The sequence below is a fragment of the Rhizobium sp. 01T437 genome, from assembly GCF_056398505.1.
Genome location: NZ_JBFTPM010000021.1, coordinates 11,752 through 32,209 on the forward strand (window position 1 = coordinate 11,752; position 20,458 = coordinate 32,209).

The window sequence follows — 20,458 nt, forward strand, 5'->3', positions numbered from 1 at the left end:
CTCTTGAAATCGTTGCAGACAGAATCTCTTGATTAAATGCAAGACGACATCAGCCTCAAATGCAAGTCCAGGTCAAAGCGTTGTGAAACTGAACACCTCTGGCGCCTTGCAGCGGTTCAGGGCATCCTATGATGGCTGAAAATTGTGTTTATGGCAGTTGGAGGAATGCCGATGCGCTGCTTTACCGTGCTTGGACCCTCGCAGACCGGAAAATCAACAGTCGTGGAAAAGCTCGGCTCCCTGGAGGGGGCGCCGAGAAAATCCAGCTCCCCTTATGGATTGAATCTCACAGAATTCACCTTTGGAAACGAGGCGTGGTGTGCGCTGGATGCGCCAGGACCCAACGAAGCGTTGGCGCATGCACAGCACGCGCTTCTTGCCAGCGACGCTTGCATCCTGTGCGTTTCATCGGCACCCGAGGAGGCTGTGCTCGCCGCGCCCTATCTGCGGATAGTCGAAGCCTCGGGGACGCCGTGCATCCTCTTCGTCAACCGAATGGACGAACCGAGAGGGCGGCTGAGGGACGTGATCGCCGCGCTTCAAGACTACGCCAACCACACGCTTTTGCTTCGCCAGATCCCGATCCGCGAGGGGGACAGGATCATAGGCAGTTGCGATCTGATTTCGGAACGGGCGTGGCGCTACCGGGAAGGCCAGACTTCGGCGCTGATCGCAATCCCCGAAAGCGCCGCCGAGCGCGAGCACGAAGCGCGCAGCGAGCTCCTGGAACACCTGTCCGAATTCGATGACTGGCTTCTCGAGGAACTGATCGAAGATCGCGAGCCGCCCAGCGACGCGCTCTATGGCATTTCATCGCGGGTTCTCAGGGAAAACAGGATTATTCCAGTCCTGATCGGTGCCGCAAGTCACGGCAACGGCATGATGAGGCTGATGAAGGCGCTGCGCCACGAGGCGCCGCCGGTGGGGGTTCTTCGACAGCGCCTGGCTCGTGCGGGCAATGTCGATGAAAACAAGCTGACCGCCGTGAGCTTCCATGCCTATCATCGCCAGAATGTCGGCAAGACGGTGCTGGTGCGTGCGTTTGGTGAGGGACTGCGGCAGGGCGCATCACTGGGCGGCTCCAGCCTCGGCGCCGTGCAGGATCCCGCAAACGGACGGTCGAACTCGGCGATCGTGCCTGCACCGGGGATTGTGTTTGCGACGGTCAAGTCCGACCACTTGCCCGTCCCGTCGCTGTTGACATCAGACGCGAAGGTTGCCCCACCCGAATGGACAGAGCCACCTACGCCGATGCTTGAAAGAATCCTGGTCCCGGGCAGCGAACGCGATGAAAACAAGCTCTCCGAAACGCTGGCAAAACTTTCCGAGACGGATCGCGGCCTCACGGTCTTGCAGGAGGAAGGCACCGGTGCCCAGCTCGTCCGCGCCCAGGGCCCGGTGCATCTGCGCGATCTTTGCCGAACCCTGGCGGACGTGTTTCACATCGATGTAACCGATCGAATGCCCAGCCCGATCTACCGCGAGACAATTGCGAAGCCGTCCGAGGTTCATTACCGGCATCGCAAACAGACCGGCGGTGCCGGGCAATTCGCGGATGTGAAGCTGAGCATTCGTCCCAACGAGCGCGGCCGGGGCTTCACCTTTAGCGAAACCGTCAAGGGTGGCGTCGTTCCGCGCAACTACATCCCTGCTGTCGAAGCAGGCGCGCGCGAAGCGATGGAGAAAGGGCCGCTAGGCTTCCAGGTCATCGATGTCGGCGTAACGCTGTACGATGGTCAGCACCATGCCGTCGACAGTTCGGAACACGCCTTCCGGACTGCGTCGAAAATGGGAGTGCGACAGGCGCTTTCCGAAGGGTCGGCCGTTTTAATGCAACCGGTCTTCCGCAGCGAAATTCACATTCCGTCGATCTATTCCGGCAGCCTCGTCCAGATCGTCTCCGCTCTCAAGGGTCAGGTTCTCGGCTTCGACCGGGATGAAACCGCTAAGGGATGGGACATCTTCCGGGCACTCATTCCGGGCGGCGCACTTGACGATCTGGCGCGGGCGCTGCGCTCGGCGACGCAGGGCATTGGTTATTTTTCCAAGACCTTCGATCACTTCGAGGAGCTATACGGCAAGGAAGCGGACGCCATCGTGAGGGCACACGAGGAACCAGGCGTCGCACACTGAAACGTTCGCGCCACTTCATGCTCGTTCGCAGAATGGGGCTCATGTCGTTTGGCAGTTAACCGTGAGAATGCGCCGTTTCACGCTACCTATGGGCGGAGCTTTCGAATGCGGTTGATCCGGTCGAACGCCGCCAGATCATAGTCGAACTGGACCTGGCTCGGGCCGAGCTGAACGTGGACCTGGCCGAACTGTCGGGCACGATCGACACCGAGCCGCCTTTCTGAGGCGGCTCCACCTTCTCCTGCTCGCGAGCACGTGATTGGCCATTGCATGACGCTCACACCGTCTTGCCGGCCGAATTTCGAGGAGAGATCTATTCACTTTGTCTGGGGTACACTGACATGGAACCGGTTATCGTTCACGCATGCGCGCATATCCTGCCTGCGAAACCAGATGGCTCGTCCGCATCTCAGCGGTGGGTTGCCGGCGGTGAAGACGATCTGTTCGTCGGTTCGCATTTGCAGCACTTCGTGGGGTTGGATCAATGGCCGGGATGCGAGCTGTTTTGATCGTGTTCGCGATGATCCCCGAGGCTGGAAACTGCGGCTCTCCTGATCAATCTCGACCGTCGTCGTGCCGCATCGGCGTGAGATATACTCTGCCGTCTCGGGATCGTTGATTGCCGCAAACGAAATCCAGCTGGCGCTCTCGAACCATTTGCTGGCGGCGTCTCGACCGCCATAGGTTTCGCGCAACTGGCCGATCGACTGATAGATCATCGCCAGCGTGATGCCATATTTGCGACCGGCGTCGCGGGTGGTTTCCAGAATTCGCATGTAGCCCAGGCGCGCCACCTCATCGAGCAGGAACAAGACGCGTTCCGGCATTGCGCCGTCCCGGTTGTAGATGGCGTTGAGAAACGAGCCGATGATAACGCGGGCAAGCCCCGCATGGTTCTCGAGGGTCTTCAGATCGACGTTGATGAACACATCGGTTTTGCCGGAGGCAATGTCTTTGGTCGAAAAGCTCGACCCGGACACGAGCGCTGCGTAGTTTGGATAGGAGAGCCAATGGGTTTCCTTAATCGCATTGGCGTAGACGCCTGAGAAGGTTTCCGGTGTCATGTTGACGAAAGCGGCGACATTTTCCCTGACGAAAGCCGATCCGGAATTGTCGTAGATTTCCTGCAGGCGCTGGCGCAGTTTCGGCTCCGGTTCTGACAAGTTTGCCCGCGCCTGGCGGAGCGTCTGATGGTCTTCGTCCGTATGTCCTGACAGGCAGATGTCGGCGATGATTGCGGTTAGAAGCTGTTGCCCGGAGGTTCGGAAGAAGTCGTCGCGAAGGCCGGCTGCGCGGCCGCTATCGCTCATGATCCAGGACGCGACGGCAGCAATATCTTCCTCCTTGCTGCCGCCGAATTTGCCGATCCAGTCGAGCGCATTGAATCCGCTCTGCGGCTGATGCGGATCGAGAATGCGAATTCTGCGGCCCGCCGCTTCGCGATGGTCCGACACCATGGGAGCGACTTCGTTTGAAGGATCGAGGAGGACGAGTGTGCCGCCCCATTTGAGCGCCGTTGGAATTGTCACCGAGGTCGTCTTGAAGCCGCCTGATCCCGCAAAGACGATCCCGTGGGTCGAACCGAACGAGCAATCGAAACAAAGCAGTGGTGACCTGCCGCCGGTTCCCCAGCTTTCCTTGTCGTCGCTGCGAAACGACCGGCCAGCGACGGGAGCGCAATCGACACGGTAGCACTCGCCAATGACAATGCCGCCCGTGTGAGGAAAGAGTTTGCGCGCGTCGGGCAGCTTCATCCAGCCGGCCTCGCCATGGATGGCGCGCCGACCCCGAACGCGGTTTGGCCGCGTGTCGGCGAATGCCGCGTTGCCCAGGAGCACGACGCGCAAACCCAAGCCGGCCGATATCAATAGAACCGCAGCGCCAGCCACAGCGCCCGCATCGAGAGCGGTCATGATTGATCGATCACCGAAGCCGCTCGTCGCAGACGTCGCGAGGCGTGACGCTTCTCGGAGGATGGCGATGGCGAGGCTCGCAAGGCTTCCCGCTGCGACACCCCAGCCCGCATGTCTGATACTTGCAGATCCGGCGCAGGCAAACAGCAAGACAATGCCGGTCGCGGCGGCCAGAGCAGACGGTAGCGCGATGCCGGCGTGGGTAAGAAAGAGCCTCGTCGCCTGTGTCTTGGCAAGCCCAACAAATGTCTCTCCGATCCCGCTCGTCATCATTGTTGCTGATAGCATCAGGCCGATCACGAGACCGGGCAGCAGGATCCTATGCCCGATCATCACCGAAGGCCTCCGCGCCCAGCTCTGCCAATCGTGTCCGCTCTTGTTCGTCGCCGTTCAATCGTTGAGCGAGCTCGATCAGAGCTCCCAGAAGCACGGCGCGTTTTTCGTACCTGAGACCCGCCTTGACGATCAGGCCGCCGAGCTCAATTTTCTCGCGTGTGTCCTTTTTTCGGGCGTCGGATTTGGTCGCGCGTGCCATGCGCTCAATCCTCAGCAGACCCGCCCGTAGTCGCGCCAGGCGCGACGGGCGCGGTTTGAACCGGGCTCGCTTCGGATCGCCTGCCCTGCTCGCTGCCGCCCGATGTCTTGGCTTTGCGAAATCGCGTCGTCAGCTCTTCGAAGGCAGCCTGAAGTTCGGCCTCTTCGACCTCGATCTCGCCAAGTCCTGCTTTCAGTGCGATACGGCCGATGCGTTCGGCTTCACGCGTTTCGGCGAGCCTCAGCTGTTCCTGCAGCTTGGAAATCTCCTGCCGGATCTTGGAGGATGGCTTCTTCATTCCGGTTGGTCCTTTCATGCCGTTTCGAACGCGATCGGCATGACAGTCCCGTAGATCGGCGCGCCGATCTACTATCACATATGCGAGTTGGCGCAGCCGACACCTTTGCGCATGATCCCGGCCGATCCGAAGGAGCGGTCCTGAAGGGCGCAGTTATACGTCGCTGGCACGACGTCTTGCTTTGCGGCCCCAGCGGGCCGCCGCTCCCGGCAAACCTATTGATTTCGTGCGCAACAGGGAGAGAACTCCGCCGTGGCCGTCCCTCACTTCTCCGTCAGCATCATCGCCCGTGGCTCCGGCCGCAGCGCTGTGCTGTCGGTGGCCTATCGCCATTGCGCCAAAATGGAATTCGAACGGGAAGCCCGGACGATCGACTACACCCGCAAACAGGGACTCCTGCACGAGGAGTTCGTCATTCCGGCAGACTCGCCCGAGTGGTTGCGTTCGATGATTGCCGATCGTTCGATCGCCGGCGCATCCGAGGCGTTCTGGAACAAGGTAGAGGCATTCGAGAAGCGGTCCGACGCGCAGCTAGCAAAGGACGTTACAATAGCCTTGCCGCTCGAGTTGACAGCCGAGCAGAACATCGCGCTCATGCGCGATTTTGTGGAGCGGTACATCACGGTTAGGGGCGTGGTCGCCGACTGGGTCTATCACGACGCCCCTGGCAACCCCCATGTCCATCTGATGACCACATTGCGGCCACTCACCGAAGACAGCTTCGGATCGAAGAAGGTCGCGGTTCTGGGATCGGACGGAAAGCCGATCCGCAACGATGCCGGCAAGATCGTCTATGAGCTTTGGGCCGGAAGCGCCGACGATTTCAATGTGTTTCGCGACGGTTGGTTTGCCTGCCAGAACAAACATCTGGCGCTTGCTGGCCTCGATATCGCGATCGATGGACGTTCCTTCGAAAGGCAGGGTATTGCCCTGGAGCCAACCATTCATCTGGGCGTCGGCACCAAAGCCATCGAGCGCAAGGCGCAGCAATCCGACGGCAAGCCGGAGACCCTGCCTCCCAAGCTTGAACGCCTTGAGCTTCAGGAAGCCCGCCGCACCGAGAATGCCCGCCGCATCCAGCGCAGTGCGGAGATCGTGTTCGACCTGATCACGCGGGAGAAGAGCGTCTTCGATGAACGCGATGTGGCCAAAATCCTGCATCGCTATATCGATGATGCCGGTCTGTTCCAAAGCTTGATGGTGAGGGTTCTGCAGAGCCCGGAAGCACTTCGTCTTGAACGCGAGCGGATTGATTTTGCAACCGGTATCCGGACGCCATCCAAGTACACGACGCGTGAGATGATCCGGCTTGAAGCCGAGATGGTCAACCGGGCTATCTGGCTGTCCGGCCGCGCCTCGCATGGCGTGCGCGAGGCGGTGCTGGAGACGACCTTTGCACGCCATGCCCGCCTGTCGGATGAGCAGCGGACGGCGATCGAACATGTGGCTGGCAGAAAACGGATCGTCGCCGTCATTGGCCGAGCCGGCGCCGGCAAGACGACGATGATGAAGGCGGCGCGCGAAGCCTGGGAAGCAGCCGGCTATCGTGTCGTCGGTGGTGCACTTGCCGGCAAAGCCGCTGAGGGCCTGGAGAGGGAAGCCGACATTCAGTCCCGCACGCTGTCGTCGTGGGAGCTTCGCTGGAATCAGGGCCGCAACCAGATCGACGACAAGACGGTTTTCGTACTGGACGAGGCCGGCATGGTGTCGTCGCGGCAGATGGCGCTGTTGGTCGAAGCCGTCACCAAGGCCGGTGCGAAACTGGTTCTGGTCGGCGACCCCGAACAGCTGCAGCCGATCGAGGCAGGAGCCGCCTTCCGGGCGATTGTCGACCGGATCGGCTATGCCGAACTCGAAACGATCTATCGTCAGCGCCAGCAATGGATGCGCGACGCCTCGCTCGATCTGGCGCGCGGCAACGTCGGCAAAGCAGTCGGTGCTTATCGTGCCCATGGGAACTTCAGGGAGCTGGACCTCAAGGCGCAAGCGGTCGAAAGCCTGATCGCCGATTGGGATCGCGACTACGATCCTTCGAAGAGCAGCCTGATCCTTGCACACCTTCGACGCGACGTTCGGATGTTGAACGATAAGGCGCGCACCAAGCTGGTCGAGCGCGGCATCATCGCAGACGGCTTTGCCTTCAAGACAGAGGACGGAACCCGCATGTTCGCGGCCGGCGATCAGATCGTGTTCCTCAAGAACGAGGGCAGTTTTGGTGTCAAGAACGGCATGCTCGCGAAGGTGCTTGAAGCCGCTCCTGGCCAGATTGTTGCAGAGATTGGTGACGCCGAGCACCGCCGCCAGGTCAGGATCGAGCAGCGCTTCTACAACAATCTCGATCACGGCTATGCGACGACGATCCACAAGAGCCAGGGCGCGACCGTCGACCGGGTGAAGGTGCTTGCTTCCCTCTCGTTGGACCGGCATCTCACCTATGTGGCCATGACGCGCCACCGCGAGAATCTCGCCGTCTACTACGGCCGGCGCTCCTTCGCGAAATCCGGCGGCCTTGTCCCGCTCCTGTCGCGCCGGAACGCCAAAGAGACAACGCTCGACTACGAGAAGAGCTCTTTGTACGGCCAAGCCTTGCGCTTTGCCGAGGCACGAGGCCTGCACCTCATGAACGTCGCCCGCACGATCGCACACGATCGCCTCGAATGGGCCGTCCGGCAGAAACAAAAACTCGCCGACCTCGGTGCCCGTCTCGTCGCCATCGGCGCCGCGCTCGGACTGGTCCGCGGCAGCAACAATCAATCCATCCCGAATACGATCAAGGAGGCCAAGCCGATGGTATCTGGCATCACCACCTTCCCGAAGTCGCTTGGGCACGCTGTCGAGGATAAGCTCGCGGCCGATCCCGGCCTGAGAAAGCAATGGGATGAGGTGTCGACCCGCTTCCACCTCGTCTATTTGCAACCGGAAGCGGCCTTCAAGGCAATCAATGTCGATGCCATGGTCAAAGATCAGTCGTTCGCGCAGTCCACCCTCGCAAGGATTGCCGGTGACCCAGAAAGCTTCGGTGCGCTGAAGGGCAGGACCGGTCTTTTCGCCAGCCGTGCCGACAGGCAGGACCGGGAAAAAGCCGTCGCCAATGTGCCGGCACTCGCCCGAAATCTTGAACGCTATCTTCGAGAGAGGGTCGAGGCCGAATTGAAACATGAGACGGAGGAGCGCGCGGTCCGGCTCAAGGTTTCGGTCGACATCCCTGCGCTCTCTCCAGCGGCCAGGCAAACGCTCGAACGCGTGCGCGATGCGATCGATCGCAACGATCTTCCGGTAGGCCTCGAATATGCGCTGGCCGACAAAATGGTGAAGGCCGAACTCGAAGGTTTCGCCAAGGCCGTGTCCGAACGCTTCGGAGAACGAACCTTCCTGCCTTTGACTGCCAAAGACACCAGCGGCAAGACCTTCGAGGTAATCACATCGGGCATGACGGCGGGCCAGAGGGCGGAGGTCCGGTCCGCGTGGAATTCCATGCGCACGGTCCAGCAACTTGCTGCTCATGAACGAACGACCGAAGCGCTCAAGCAGGCCGAGACGCAGCGGCAAACCAAGAGCCAGGGGCTCTCGCTGAAATGACGGCGGGAGCTGGAGCGCGCCGGGCGATGAACCCGCAACAACGACGAGCGGCTGGAATCATTTTGATGGCCGCATTGGTCGCCATTCTGGCGATCGGCACTGCTCTCGCCGGCGGGTACCGCATCAATCTGACGCCGAGCGAGCCACTTGGCCTATGGCGTATCGTTCCGCTCTATCGCCCCGTTGCTGTCAATGACCTAGTGTTCATCTGCCCGCCGGAAACTGCGGAAATGCTGGAGGCACGAGTGCGTGGCTATCTCCGTTCCGGTTCCTGCCCGGGCGGTATTGCGCCGCTCATCAAAACTGTGATCGCCATCGCGGGACAGCATGTCGAAATCGGTGCCAGCGTGAGCGTGGGCGGACGGGGAGTTTCCTCTTCCAATCTCGCGCAGCGGGACGGAAAGGGCCGGCCCTTGGCGCCGTTTTCGAGCGGCGTCGTACCGCCCGGGTCGGTCTTCCTGCATTCCGCGTTCCCTGGTTCTTATGACTCTCGGTATTTTGGTCCGGTGCCAATCTCGGGCATTCTCGGTTTGGCGCAGAAGGTCCTCACCCATGGGCCGTGATCACGCTCAGTCGATCCTGCTGATCACCGCCTCGATCGCGATCGGCGCGGTGGGCTGGAGCGGCAAGGTGCTGCTCCTGCCCGTCGCGCTGGGGTTTCCGGTTCTGTGGTCGATGGCACAAAGAAGGACGGTCGCGGCACTCGTCGCCGCCGGCTATTTCCTGGCCGCATCCCGGGGGCTGCCGCAAGGCGTGGCCACCTTCTATTCGGCCGATATCTGGCCGGGCCTGCTGCTCTGGTTGTGCGCTTCCTTGAGCTTTGTCACGGTCTATGCCGTCCTCTGGACAAAGAACGCTGGCACTCGTCCGTTCCGATATCTTCTCGCGGCTGCCATCATGGCCATCCCGCCGTTCGGCATCACTGGCTGGGCGCATCCTGTCACCGCTGCGGGTGTTCTGTTTCCGGGATGGGGATGGTGGGGACTTGGGCTTATGACAGCTGGCCTAGCGGGTCTCGTAACCCGCATGTGGCCAGCTGTCGCCATCGCCTTGGCAGGCCTTTGGCTGTGGTCCGCCGCAATCTGGACCGAGCCGCGTTTACCCGATGGCTGGCGTGGTGTCGACCTGGAATTGGGCGCCTCGCTCGGCCGCGACACCGGTCTTCAACGCCAGCGAGACCTGATCGCAACGGTGCGCAGCGCAGTTGATGATGGTGCTCGGTTTGCGGTGCTGCCGGAAAGTGCGCTCGGTTTCTGGACACCGACCGTGGAGCGACTTTGGGCGAGCGCGTCTGGCGATACCGATGCGACGGTCATCGCTGGCGCTGTGGTGGCCGACGCCAGGGGCTACGACAACGTCCTCGTGTCGATCGATAGCAAGAGCGTCCGCATCCTCTATCGCGAACGCATACCGGTCCCCGGCTCGATGTGGCAGCCATGGCGATCCTGGTTCGGAGAAAGTGGTGGCGCCAGGGCGGATTTCTTTGCGAACCCGATCGTTTCCATCGGTGCCGGCCGGGCAGCCCCTCTGATCTGTTACGAACAATTGATCGTTTGGCCGATCCTGCAGTCCATGCTTCACGATCCGGATTTTGTCGTCGCCGTCGGAAACGGGTGGTGGACCGAAGGCACATCGATCGTCTCCATCCAGCGAGCCGCTACGACCGCATGGGCGCGGCTCTTCGCAAAACCGCTTGTTATTGCCTTCAACACCTGAGCGCCAAGGAGACACCCATGCTCGACGCCGCCCTGATAAAAGAATGCGCCGACCCTTCCCTCGAACCCGCGATCGTCGAGCAGTTCGTGGCATCAGCGGGCTCCGCTGATCCCCTCGCCGTCACCGTCAAATCGGGCGGCCGATTGATCCTCGTGCCGAAAGCGTCGTCAGCGGAGGAGGCGATGGCGATCGTACGGCAATATGCTGGTCGGGCGGTCGTGCGCGTTGGGCTGACTCAGTTTCCCGCTGGCGTCGGCGTCAAGGAACCGGCGGATCTGAAGCCGGACATTGTCGATGCCTGCCAGAACCTTCGCAAGGGCACGGCGATGTTCGCCAAGGTCCTGAAGATCGTTGCGAAATGGTATGGCAACCCCACGAGCAAAGACGTCTTTCCGCAGATCTTCGAGGATGCGGTCTACGCATGGAAGACCAGCGAGTTCGAGGGCGTCAGCGTGTTTCAGGCGGAGGATCCGGGAACCCCGGGTGAAATGCCGCAGCAAAGTAGAGAGAAGATCCCCGCCGAGGAAGAGGAGGACGCTGACGCGAAAGCAAGAGAGGAACAGCCAGAGGCGGAGCAGGATGCTGGGCGCGCGGGGATACGGATCGATCTGTCGCGCATTGGTGGCCAGAAATAGCACCGAGTTCGTCTCGCGTTGCGAAACGGTTCTCGGCGAGACCTCATAAAATTAGTGTGACTCAAACACACGAAACTAGTGCGATTCAGAGTCGCGAAACTAGTGTGACTCAAATGCATGATAATAGTGTTTGTCAAAGGCGAGCCCCGTGGACCGTCATCCCGGTCGCGCGCCGTGATGAGTACATGAACGCCTTGGAAGAGGCGAGCCAGCACGAAAACATCGTGCCCCTCACAAAATTTGTCTCCGAGCTGGTCAACGCGCCAGCGCCATCCACGCAAGCCACTGCCGTCCGGAAAGACAACTAGAACAGAGGCATAAACGCCTGCCGGAATTCCCCGGCGGCAATCGTTCCATTGATCGCATCGACGCCGGCCCTGACAGCCCAGACGTTTTCCTCCCGTCATTTGTCGGCCATTCCTTGATCAGGAATGTAGGCCGCGTCGCCAAGCATACGCACGACCCTGCGCGCCGATCGACCTCGCAGAACCAGTCTGACCGGGGCAATGGCGGATGCTGTTTTCCGGGGCGGCGCGGTCATCGACGCTGGCGACATTCTCGAAGCGTTCGTTCTCGCCGCTTACCTTGAAGAAAATGGCGAACTGCAACACGGCGGCGTGCCGACTGCGGTCGTCTCAGCCAATCTTCAACCGAATTTTCTCTTCAGCTCCTCGCGCTGCTGCGCATGTTTCTCCGGGTTGACCCCGCGCAGCTTGCGCAGGTTCACGACCTTCCATTTGACGGCAGGCAGGGCGGCGGCCTGGGGTAATCCAATCGCGTCGAAGTCAGGCTCTCCGTCATGGAGGGTGAGCAGAAAATGCCGTTCGGGCGCCTTCAGCCTGCCTCTTATGTCCTCTATCAAGCGAAGGCGTTTCCTCAAGGTCCTTGACGGGAATATGCACCTCGGTCATGCCTTCGAATTCCCGCGTGAATGGCATCTCCAGAGGCTGTAGCGATGGCCCGATAACCTCATGCATTGGGCGGCTGGACATCGCGACATAGATCAGGAAAGTCCGAAACAGCTCATCGGTAATGCCTTCATTGTCGTAGAGTAGCCGCACATCGTAGAGGTCGCGCGGATGCTGGCGATCAAGCGCCGCAACGAGTTTGCCGCCGAACAGGTCCGGAAAAGCGACAACCGGCATCTCCGCAAAACCGTACTCATCTTCAACCGCCTCGGTAACCGTCCGAAGCTCAGGCTCATGGACCGTGCCGCGGCCGACCGGAGATGTTTCAATCTTGACCTCGACGAAATCCTTCCTGATGAGCAGCCGGGTTTCATTGCCGCTACCTCCAGAAATACGCTGCGATGTCACCCCGGACAACGATTTAGGGATTGTGTCGCCGAGACGATCGAGTGTCGCGCTGATGTCCTCAAGAGCCTCCTCACGCGGCTTCAGGGGTAGATACGTCAGATCGATGTCAACAGACAGGCGCGGAAAGTCTCGATAAAACAAATTGATGGCCGTACCGCCCTTGAGCGCGAACGCCTCCTCCTTGGCGATCTGAGGCAGGGCTCGGATCAGTAGTTGCACCTGAGATTTGTAGTGGTCACGCGCCAAGTTCTTCTTCCTTGCGGCCAGGCACGAATTCAGACGGGACGGTCACGCGATAGATCGGGTGCAGGCGCCCCCCCTTCACAATCGAACGATCCCCACTTCCAAGATCGACATTGGCTAAATCGAGATGTTTACGCCATGCATGTCCATGCCGCTCTGCGAAGACCAAAAAGAGCCGTTTTACTTTCACACTGCGGCAGTCCTGCAGAAGCTCGGAAAGCTTTCTCGGCCGCAGATTACTCAGTGACTGGAAAAGCGTATCGACGTTGTGAAAGCTCTCCTCTTTGGGGAGTTCATCAATCATTTCCAGGATCGCGCGTTCGGGCGATGACATCCTCATTGGCCACGTCCACGGGGAAAGCGAAAGCGATTGGCCATCGCCACTCGCCAAGCTGAAATCGCTGTTGTCGATGCCCAGATCCAAGTCGGTAAACAGACTGGCCGGTCTCAAACATGGCCTGATGTTCAGGCTCAATCTTTCGAACCATGACGGTACCTCACCGTAAAGGTATAGCCGGGCGTTTCCGCCAAAGGATAGGTAATGGGTCACGCCGGCAAGCTGCAACGCACTCATTCCGCCAACATGAACCCGGTGGTTCATGAGTCGCTGCGTAGACCAGACCGGTATTTTCCAGTCTATCAATACGTCTGGCCGAGTTCCAGCCGGGAATGGTCGCCGAAACAGGCCTCGTCCAAGGCTTTCGAGCCAGCCGTTCCGTGTATATTGATGCGCAGATTGCCTGGAGATGCCGTTTCGGTTCATCCACGAGGAGTCGACCAGGAAACCTTGAGGCACTTGGTTTATGACTTTCTTTAATGAATCGTCTTTTTGTCTATCCATGATAGACGTAAATACCATTTTCTAAAGTGAGTGTCCAGATCACTTTATAAGGTATATAAAATGTCAATTACATGTTGACCAATAGGAATATCTATAAAGACTTGCCCAGCCGAAAGCCATCCTACCCCCAAGGCGATCTACGCCAAACCTATCACCTGACCGACCCGGAAGCGGCGCACCTATCTAGGCCAGGTACTCACCCAAGCGCCGCGATGTTGGCGCTGCCCTGATGCTGCTGGACTCCTCCCCTCCCCTGCGCTGTGCGTCTCTACACCTTACAGCTTAGCCACTTGCTGAGTGGTGGGCACAATGGTGTTGCGAGCCCATCGCCCTACCATGGCCGGGGCGTCTAAACGGAATATGGCCGGGCGCGGTCTTCACCGACTGCGCCTTTCGTCATCGAGGGTAGAATTGGAAGAGCGGGCTGAAGGTCGACAATTTAGACCGGGATGATAGCTGACAGTTTTGCGGCGCGAAGCGTCTGGAGACGCCGCCGTGATCGATCAGGCCGGCATCGAGATTGCAGAAGCACACGACATGGTCGCCGTTTTCCAGCTCGGCCAACCCGACGAGCTCGCCATGGACTTCGCCACGACATGCTATACTGCAGCAGTCGTCATCTGATGGATGTGAAAGTCTCCACCCTAGGCCACATCGTCTCAGTTTCTCGCTCGTGGGTTCAAGCGACAAATGGCAGGCCGGCGCGGAGGTTCCCGTTCATACCGCCGAGGCATTAATCCCAGCCAATTGCTATTAGACGTGTGGAGTCCGCGTCGTCACCCTTTTTCCGGGAACATCACCAACCGGGAGAAACCGACGTTGCGAAGAATCCAATCACCACCCCTTTTCATGGCAGCCTTTGCAGCATGTCTGCCTGAGCTCGCGCATGCCGAAACGCTCGTGGTCAATAGCTATGGCGGACCTTACGAGGCCATCATTCGCCAGGCGATCATCGAGCCGTTCGAGCGCAAGACCGGTATCGATGTCGTCTATGACGCCGTCGGCTCCGCCTCGCAGGACTATGCCAAGATCAAGGCGACCAACGGGCATCCGGGTTTCGACGTCGTCGTCATGACTGCGTCGCAGTCGCTCCAGGGCTGCCGGGATGGCGTGCTGGACAAGCTGGACGCTTCCGCGATCCCCAACCTCGCCTCCCTCACCGCAGGCCTTCAGGGTGCAGCTGGCCCCTGCGGCGCCGTGCATGAGGTCCAGTACCTGTCGCTGCTCTACAGGACCGACAGGCTCGGCTCCGCGCCGACTTCCTGGACGGACCTTCTCGGCCCAAATCTGAAGGGCAAGGTCGTCCTGCCGGCCTTCCAGAATATCATGGCCGTCTATCTCCTGGAGATGATGTCGATCAGCGAGGGAGGCGGGCTGATCGACAATATCGATCCGGGTTTTGCGGCCATGGCGCGGCTTGCCAAGCAATCGATCGGCTTCGAGCAGTCCTCCGCCATCCTCGAAAGCTACATCAAGGACGGCACGGTCTGGGCGATGCCCTTCTGGAGCGGTCGCGCCCAGCTGCTTGTCGACGAGGGTCTGCCCGTCAACTACGTGCGGCCGAAGGAAGGGACCATCCCGCTTATCGCGACGCTGAACATTCCTGTCGGGTCCGAGCATAAGGCGGCGGCAAGATCCTTCATCGATTTCTTCCTCGAAAAGACCAGTCAGGAAGCCTGGGTTGCAGGCTACAAGGTTGGCAGCGCTCGCACCGATATAGATGTTCCGGAAGCCCTCCGCCGCCGGCAGATCACGTCTGCAGAGGATCTCGAATCGCTCAAGCTGCCCGATCTGACGGCGCTCGGTGACAAGCTTTCCGAATGGGGCGAACGCTGGGACCGGGACGTCGTCTCGCAGGCCCGTTGAGGAGTTTCCATGGTAACGCTTGCTGCCACTGCCCCGGGCGTTTCCGGGCGCCTGACCGTGCGAGCGCCGGCATCGATGCTGCTGGCGCCGTCCTGCCTCCTGCTTACGATCTTTTTCGCGCTTCCGATGGGCGTGATGATCGGCATGAGCTTTCTCGATAGCCGGACCTTTGTCCCGACATTTGCAAATTACGAACGCTTCTTCCTCGACGGTTTGTCCCTGGCCGGTTTTGCCCGCACGGCGATCATGTCGGCCCTCGTCGCCGTGGCCGTCACACTGCTCGGCTATCCCGTGGCCTATTTCCTCGCCCGTTCGCGATCGCGCTGGCGGACCGTCGTTTTCGCGCTGGCGCTCGCGCCCGAGCTCGCCGGCGTGGTGCTGCGCACTTATGGCTGGCTGATCATCCTCGAGGATCGTGGCTTCATCAATGATGCGCTGATCCATCTCGGCGTCATTTCAACGCCGCTTCCCCTCTCGAAGAGCCTGTTTGCAGTCGTCGCCGGGCTGACGCATGTCGTGCTGCCCTTTGGGATATTGTCGTTGATGACCAGTATCCAGGGGATCGACGTCAACCTTGAACGCGCTGCGCAGATGCTTGGCGCCTCCAGAGCGTCCGTCATCCGTCACATCGTCCTGCCGCTATCCGTGCCCGGCATCGTCAGCTCGCTGTTGATCAGCTTCACAATGGCGGCGAGCGCCTACGCGACGCCTGCCCTTCTGGGCGGCGCGCGCTTCAAGGTGCTTGCGACAATGATTTCCGAACAGGTGCTGTTCTACATCGACTGGCCCTTCGCCAGCGTCATGTCGATCGCGTTGCTCGCGATGATGCTCACAGTCTCGCTGATCGGGATCCGATGGGAGGCAAGCCTCAAAGCACGCAAATCATCGCGGAAGGAACAGACGCAATGACGAAATTGATTGCAGTTGGCTTCTGGTCCGTGCTCGCTCTGGTGCTGGCGTTCATCACACTTCCGCTCCTGGTCGTCATTGCGGCGTCGATCAGCCCTAACTCGACGGTGACCTTCCGACCGTGGGAATGGACACCTGTCTGGTATGGCGGTCTCTTCGAGGAACGATGGCTCCAGCCCTTCCTGCTGAGCGTCCAGATTGCGGCGATCGTCGCGGCGATCAGCGGCCTTCTCGGCACACTTGCCGCCTTTGCGCTTGTCCACGAGCGCATTCGGGGCTCAAGCGCGATCATGGCGGCACTTTTGTCGCCGCTTTCGGTTCCGCAGATCGTCAAGGGGGTGGCGATCGTCTTGTTCCTGTCGATCATCGGTCTGCAGAAAATGCTCGGCACGCCGGCGCTGATTGCCGCGCACGTCGTGCTGGCCCTGCCATTCGTGATGCGGATGGCGGCAGGCGCACTTGCGAATTTCGACGAAAACCTCGATCGGGCAGCGCAGATCCTCGGCGCCAGCAAGCGCCAGCGGATGTTCTATGTCGTCCTGCCGCTGATCAAGCCGGGCGTTCTGTCCGGCGTGACCTTCGCCTTCATCATCTCATTCAACAACATTCCGCTGTCAGTCTTTCTGGTCCGCCCGGGTGACACGACCCTGCCGATCGCCGTCATCAATCACCTCGAATACAGCCTCGATCCGATCATGGCGGCGGTCAATGTCGCATCCATGGTCTTCATCCTGGCGGTGATCCTGATCTTCGAGAAAGTCGGCGGCTTCTCCGCACAGCTTCATGGAGGAAGCAAATGAGCGAATTCGATATCGAACTTCTCGCGGTCAGCAAATCCTTCGCCGGCCTCAACGTGGTCAGGGACATCAATCTGCAGGTTCCGGCCGGCGAGTTCGTGAGCATTCTCGGCCCCTCCGGCTGCGGCAAGACAACGACGCTGAACATGATTGCCGGTTTCAGCACGCCAAGCCAGGGTGACATCCGTATCCGCGGACGCAGCCAGGTGAAAGTGCCGCCCGAGAGACGCAATCTCGGCCTGGTGTTTCAAAACTATGCGCTTTTCCCGCACATGACGGTTGCCGACAATGTCGGCTTCGGGCTGCGCATGCGAGGCGCGCCGCGCATCGAGATCTGCGCGGCCGTGGAGCGCGCACTGCGTAGCGTCCATCTCGACGGCTTCGGCACACGCTATCCTTCGGAACTCTCCGGCGGCCAGCAGCAGCGTGTCGCGCTCGCCCGGGCGATTGCCCCCAAGCCCTCCGTCCTGCTCCTCGATGAGCCTCTCTCCAATCTGGATCTCAAGCTGCGCGAAGCGATGCGGGTCGAGTTGAAGGAGATCCATGAGACGCTTGGCATGACCTTCATCCACGTGACGCACGACCAGGAAGAGGCCATGGCGATGTCTGATCGAATTATCGTCATGGACGCCGGCACAATCGCCCAGCAGGGCACACCCGGCGACATTTATCGCAATCCCGCCTCGCGTTTCGTTGCCGATTTCATAGGACGGTCGAACATCCTGCCGGTCAGCGCATCCTCGCCTTCGGCCGCAGGCGTGAAGCTGTCGATCGACGGCAGCCCGATCGTTTTGAGGGCGCCATCCGGTGCGGCCGACGGCGGCGTGATCAGCTTCTGCTCGCTCAGGCCGCAAAGCCTGACGCTCGTGGCCCGGGCAGCGGTGCCTGATGGCATGAATCGGCTCGAAGCGACGGTCCGCAGAGTGATCGATCTTGGAGCCCATGCCGAGCTGGAGGTCGTGGTGGAGGGCGGACACCGGCTTGTTCTGCACCACCCGGGCAGTGCGATGGCCCGTTCCTATGAGCCCGGTCAGGCTGTCACGATCTCGGTCGATCCGGCCGATGTGCGTCCTCTTTCCCGCTGAGAGCGACCGATCGCCCCCCGTTATCAATGCGCGGCGATCGATATTGGAACTGCGGTCCTGCGCCAACCTAGGATGGCTCCGGTCTCAAGGAAGACCACAGAAGGAGATTGAAATGCTGAAGGAAAGACTGAAGGCGGTGCAGCAGGAGAGCAATGTCTGCGCCGACATCGAGGGGTTCGATTTCAACAATTATGATGCGCACGATATTGAGGATCTGCGCCAATATTGGCTCCAGTATGGCGTGCTGCGCTTCAAGCGGACCCGGATCAGCGATGCCGATCAGGTGGCATTCTCGCGTCATTTCGGCGAGTTCGTGATCCATCCGAAACAGCTCCAGGAAGGCGGCCATCCCAGCCATCCGGAGATCCTCGTCATCAGCAATGCGACGAAGGACGGGAAGCCGACGGGCGCCATGGGCAACAGCGAGGCGACCTGGCATACCGATACCTGGTTCTATGAAAAGCCGCCCGCCGGCGCGATCCTGCGGGCTGTCAAGGTACCGCCCTCCGGCGGCGATACGTACTTCCTGTCGACCTACATGGCCTACGAGACGCTGCCGCAGGTCCTTAAGAACCTCGTCGCCGGCCGCCAGATCTTCTTCCAGCACGTCTATGACAAGACCGGCAAACTCCGCCTCGGCGAAGTGGCTCCCTCCAGCCGGGATTTCCGCGAGTGGAACGGCATGGTCCATCCGCTGGTGCGCACGCATGGGGAAACGGGCCGAAAGGCGCTCTATCTCGGCGGCACGGCTGACGGTGCCTGGATCGTCGGCATGCCGATCGACGAAAGCAACGCGCTGCTTGCCGAACTCTGGGATCATACGACCAAGCAGCAGGAGGTTTTCGTCCAGCGATGGGACGAGGGCGACATCATGATGTGGGACAACCGATGCACCATGCACCGGCGTGACTCCTTCGATCCGGCGTCGATCCGCATCATGCATCGCACGACGACTTCGGGCGAGCGCCCGATCTGATCTCCCTTTAGGAAAGACCGTGACATGACACCCTTCTATCGGGCCAATGAACGCCAGCTTTGCCTACCCCCGGATCTCCTCGACATGCTTCCGGCCGTCGAGACCGCAACGATCGGACATGTCGAGCATCTGGGCTTTGTTGGCGCCAATGTCCGTCCCGTCTTTCCATGCCGGGCCTTTGGCCCCGCCTTGACCGTCGCGGCGCCAGGCCGCGACGGCGTCATCATCTACAAGGCGATCGACATGCTGAAGCCGGGCGACATGCTGGTCATTTCCCGCGTCGACCGCGACGATGTCGCCTGCGTCGGCGGCGGTGTTGCGACCGCCGCCAAGGCCAAGGGGGCGAGCGGCATCGTGATCGACGGCCCCTGCACCGACGTCGAGGAGATTAGGGAAATTGGCCTTCCCGTCTGGTGTCACGGTGTCTCGTCTCGCACCACAAACAGGATTTTTGCGATCGGTGGGTCGATCAATGTTCCGATCGCCTGCGGCACGGCCGCTGTGCTTCCAGGTTATGCCGTTCTTGCAGACAACGAGGGGGTCTTCGTCGCTGACGCCGAGCGTATGCGCGCGCTTGCCCATGTTGCGATCGCGCGCCAGCAACGCTCGGCGGCGCTGCGCCGCCATCTTGCTTCTGGCAGCTCCATTTTCTCATTCGATCAACAGGACCTAGCATGAAGATCTCTCTCATCCAGATGAATGCGCGGCCTGACCGGGCCTATAATCTCTCCGAGGCAAGCCGCCTGATGTTGAAGGCGGTGCGCGATGAGCGCCCCGATCTCATCGTCTTGCCGGAACATTTCGATTGGACGGGAGGAACGACAGTCGAGAAGTCGGCGGCCGCGGATCTTGTTCCCGGCGGCAGGGCCTACAACATGGTGCAGCACTTTGCCGCCGAGCACGGTGTTGCGGTCCATGCCGGCAGCATTCTTGAGAGTGTTCCCGGTCACAACCGGATCTTCAACACGAGCGTCATATTTGACGCTTCTGGAAGACAGGTTGGCACATACAGGAAAGTGCATCTCTTCGATATCCTGGCGCCAGACGGCAAGCGCTACGCGGAATCGGACACTGTCGCGCCCGGAAACCACTTGCTGATCTATGAGCTCAATGGGTTCAGGATCGCCTGCTGCATTTGCTACGATCTTCGCTTCTCCCGGCTGTTCGACCGATTGGCCAGCCATCATGCTGACGTCTTCATCCTGCCGGCTGCATTTACAACGCAGACCGGTCGTTATCACTGGGAGGTGCTGTGCCGGGCGCGCGCGATAGAGTACCAGACTTTCCTGGTCGCCTGCGGACAATGCGGTACCTATACAGCGCCCGACGGCGAGGAACGCCACATGTTCGGAAACTCGATGATTTGCGATCCCTGGGGGCAAATTCTGACGCGGGCCGGCGATGAGGCAGGCGTGTTCAGCGCGCGGCTCGACCTGGAGCGGCTGAAGCAGGTGCGGTCCTGGATTCCAATGGACGGTCATCGCGTCGATATCAGCGGCATGCCCGTCGCGATTGCCAAGGCAGGCACGGTTGGCAAGCCTGCCCTCGCCCGTGAACACCGAGGCTAATGCGGCCGCGCCTTGGCCTCTCGCCCTTGACCTTGCCGATCGTTGCGA

The 20,458-nt window shown here is 60.5% G+C and carries 18 protein-coding genes; 13 read left to right on the forward strand and 5 right to left on the reverse strand.

Going from position 1 to position 20,458, the window contains the following annotated elements; genetic code table 11:
• Window positions 1–171 precede the first annotated feature (171 nt).
• The gene (locus tag AC1DM5_RS29620; protein WP_477976368.1) at window positions 172–2,133 is read left to right on the forward strand and encodes an elongation factor G; all 1,962 of its coding nucleotides are present in this window, start codon (window positions 172–174) and stop codon (window positions 2,131–2,133) included.
• A 317-nt stretch (window positions 2,134–2,450) separates the two neighbouring features.
• Here AC1DM5_RS29620 and traG read toward each other — a convergent pair whose 3' ends face one another.
• The 3 genes from traG to traC are packed head-to-tail and all read right to left on the reverse strand — an operon-like array spanning window position 2,451 to window position 4,879.
• Complete coding sequence (gene traG / locus AC1DM5_RS29625; protein ID WP_477976370.1) at window positions 2,451–4,379, reverse strand: Ti-type conjugative transfer system protein TraG; 1,929 nt, start codon at window positions 4,377–4,379, stop codon at window positions 2,451–2,453.
• Window positions 4,366–4,581, reverse strand: coding sequence for a type IV conjugative transfer system coupling protein TraD (gene traD, locus AC1DM5_RS29630; RefSeq protein WP_477976372.1), 216 nt, complete (start codon window positions 4,579–4,581; stop codon window positions 4,366–4,368). Before traD ends, traG begins: the two co-directional genes overlap by 14 nt.
• A gap of 4 nt (window positions 4,582–4,585) precedes the next feature.
• Window positions 4,586–4,879 (reverse strand): conjugal transfer protein TraC, encoded by a 294-nt coding sequence (gene traC / locus AC1DM5_RS29635; protein ID WP_477976374.1) that lies wholly within the window; start codon window positions 4,877–4,879, stop codon window positions 4,586–4,588.
• 252 nt (window positions 4,880–5,131) lie between these two features.
• Here traC and traA point away from each other — a divergent pair, with 252 nt between their 5' ends.
• The 4 genes from traA (at window position 5,132) to AC1DM5_RS29655 (ending at window position 10,809) form a co-directional block, all read left to right on the forward strand.
• Window positions 5,132–8,458 carry a Ti-type conjugative transfer relaxase TraA gene (gene traA, locus AC1DM5_RS29640; RefSeq protein WP_477976376.1) on the forward strand — a complete coding sequence of 1,109 codons (3,327 nt, stop codon included), beginning with the start codon at window positions 5,132–5,134 and terminating at the stop codon, window positions 8,456–8,458.
• A 65-nt stretch (window positions 8,459–8,523) separates the two neighbouring features.
• Complete coding sequence (gene traF, locus AC1DM5_RS29645; protein ID WP_477976378.1) at window positions 8,524–9,021, forward strand: conjugative transfer signal peptidase TraF; 498 nt, start codon at window positions 8,524–8,526, stop codon at window positions 9,019–9,021.
• Window positions 9,011–10,174 carry a conjugal transfer protein TraB gene (locus AC1DM5_RS29650; protein WP_477976380.1) on the forward strand — a complete coding sequence of 388 codons (1,164 nt, stop codon included), beginning with the start codon at window positions 9,011–9,013 and terminating at the stop codon, window positions 10,172–10,174. Before traF ends, AC1DM5_RS29650 begins: the two co-directional genes overlap by 11 nt.
• Window positions 10,175–10,191: 17 nt before the next feature.
• The gene (locus AC1DM5_RS29655; RefSeq protein ID WP_477976382.1) at window positions 10,192–10,809 is read left to right on the forward strand and encodes a TraH family protein; all 618 of its coding nucleotides are present in this window, start codon (window positions 10,192–10,194) and stop codon (window positions 10,807–10,809) included.
• A 797-nt stretch (window positions 10,810–11,606) separates the two neighbouring features.
• Here the strand turns inward: AC1DM5_RS29655 and AC1DM5_RS29660 are convergent.
• Together AC1DM5_RS29660 and AC1DM5_RS29665 are read right to left on the reverse strand one after the other, a co-directional pair.
• Window positions 11,607–12,371 (reverse strand): nucleotidyl transferase AbiEii/AbiGii toxin family protein, encoded by a 765-nt coding sequence (locus AC1DM5_RS29660; protein WP_477976384.1) that lies wholly within the window; start codon window positions 12,369–12,371, stop codon window positions 11,607–11,609.
• Window positions 12,361–13,227 (reverse strand): type IV toxin-antitoxin system AbiEi family antitoxin domain-containing protein, encoded by an 867-nt coding sequence (locus AC1DM5_RS29665; RefSeq protein WP_477976386.1) that lies wholly within the window; start codon window positions 13,225–13,227, stop codon window positions 12,361–12,363. Before AC1DM5_RS29665 ends, AC1DM5_RS29660 begins: the two co-directional genes overlap by 11 nt.
• Before the next feature lie 477 nt (window positions 13,228–13,704).
• Here AC1DM5_RS29665 and AC1DM5_RS29670 point away from each other — a divergent pair, with 477 nt between their 5' ends.
• The 8 genes from AC1DM5_RS29670 to AC1DM5_RS29705 all read left to right on the forward strand — a co-directional run bounded on the left by AC1DM5_RS29670 (window position 13,705) and on the right by AC1DM5_RS29705 (window position 20,410).
• Complete coding sequence (locus AC1DM5_RS29670) at window positions 13,705–13,833, forward strand: hypothetical protein (protein ID WP_477823478.1); 129 nt, start codon at window positions 13,705–13,707, stop codon at window positions 13,831–13,833.
• A 225-nt stretch (window positions 13,834–14,058) separates the two neighbouring features.
• Complete coding sequence (locus tag AC1DM5_RS29675; RefSeq protein ID WP_477976486.1) at window positions 14,059–15,075, forward strand: ABC transporter substrate-binding protein; 1,017 nt, start codon at window positions 14,059–14,061, stop codon at window positions 15,073–15,075.
• A gap of 75 nt (window positions 15,076–15,150) precedes the next feature.
• Window positions 15,151–15,984, forward strand: a complete 834-nt coding sequence (locus tag AC1DM5_RS29680) for an ABC transporter permease (RefSeq protein ID WP_477823506.1) — start codon at window positions 15,151–15,153, stop codon at window positions 15,982–15,984.
• Window positions 15,981–16,784 (forward strand): ABC transporter permease, encoded by an 804-nt coding sequence (locus AC1DM5_RS29685; RefSeq protein ID WP_477823479.1) that lies wholly within the window; start codon window positions 15,981–15,983, stop codon window positions 16,782–16,784. Before AC1DM5_RS29680 ends, AC1DM5_RS29685 begins: the two co-directional genes overlap by 4 nt.
• On the forward strand, window positions 16,781–17,866 hold the full coding sequence (locus AC1DM5_RS29690; protein WP_477823480.1) for an ABC transporter ATP-binding protein: 1,086 nt from the start codon (window positions 16,781–16,783) through the stop codon (window positions 17,864–17,866). The genes AC1DM5_RS29685 and AC1DM5_RS29690 overlap by 4 nt, the downstream gene beginning before the upstream one ends.
• A gap of 112 nt (window positions 17,867–17,978) precedes the next feature.
• On the forward strand, window positions 17,979–18,842 hold the full coding sequence (locus AC1DM5_RS29695) for a TauD/TfdA dioxygenase family protein (protein ID WP_477823481.1): 864 nt from the start codon (window positions 17,979–17,981) through the stop codon (window positions 18,840–18,842).
• 24 nt (window positions 18,843–18,866) lie between these two features.
• A complete protein-coding gene (locus AC1DM5_RS29700) occupies window positions 18,867–19,520 on the forward strand; it encodes an RraA family protein (protein ID WP_477823482.1) in 654 nt (217 codons plus the stop codon).
• The gene (locus tag AC1DM5_RS29705; protein WP_477976388.1) at window positions 19,517–20,410 is read left to right on the forward strand and encodes a carbon-nitrogen hydrolase family protein; all 894 of its coding nucleotides are present in this window, start codon (window positions 19,517–19,519) and stop codon (window positions 20,408–20,410) included. The genes AC1DM5_RS29700 and AC1DM5_RS29705 overlap by 4 nt, the downstream gene beginning before the upstream one ends.
• The last annotated feature ends 48 nt before the right edge of the window (window positions 20,411–20,458 follow it).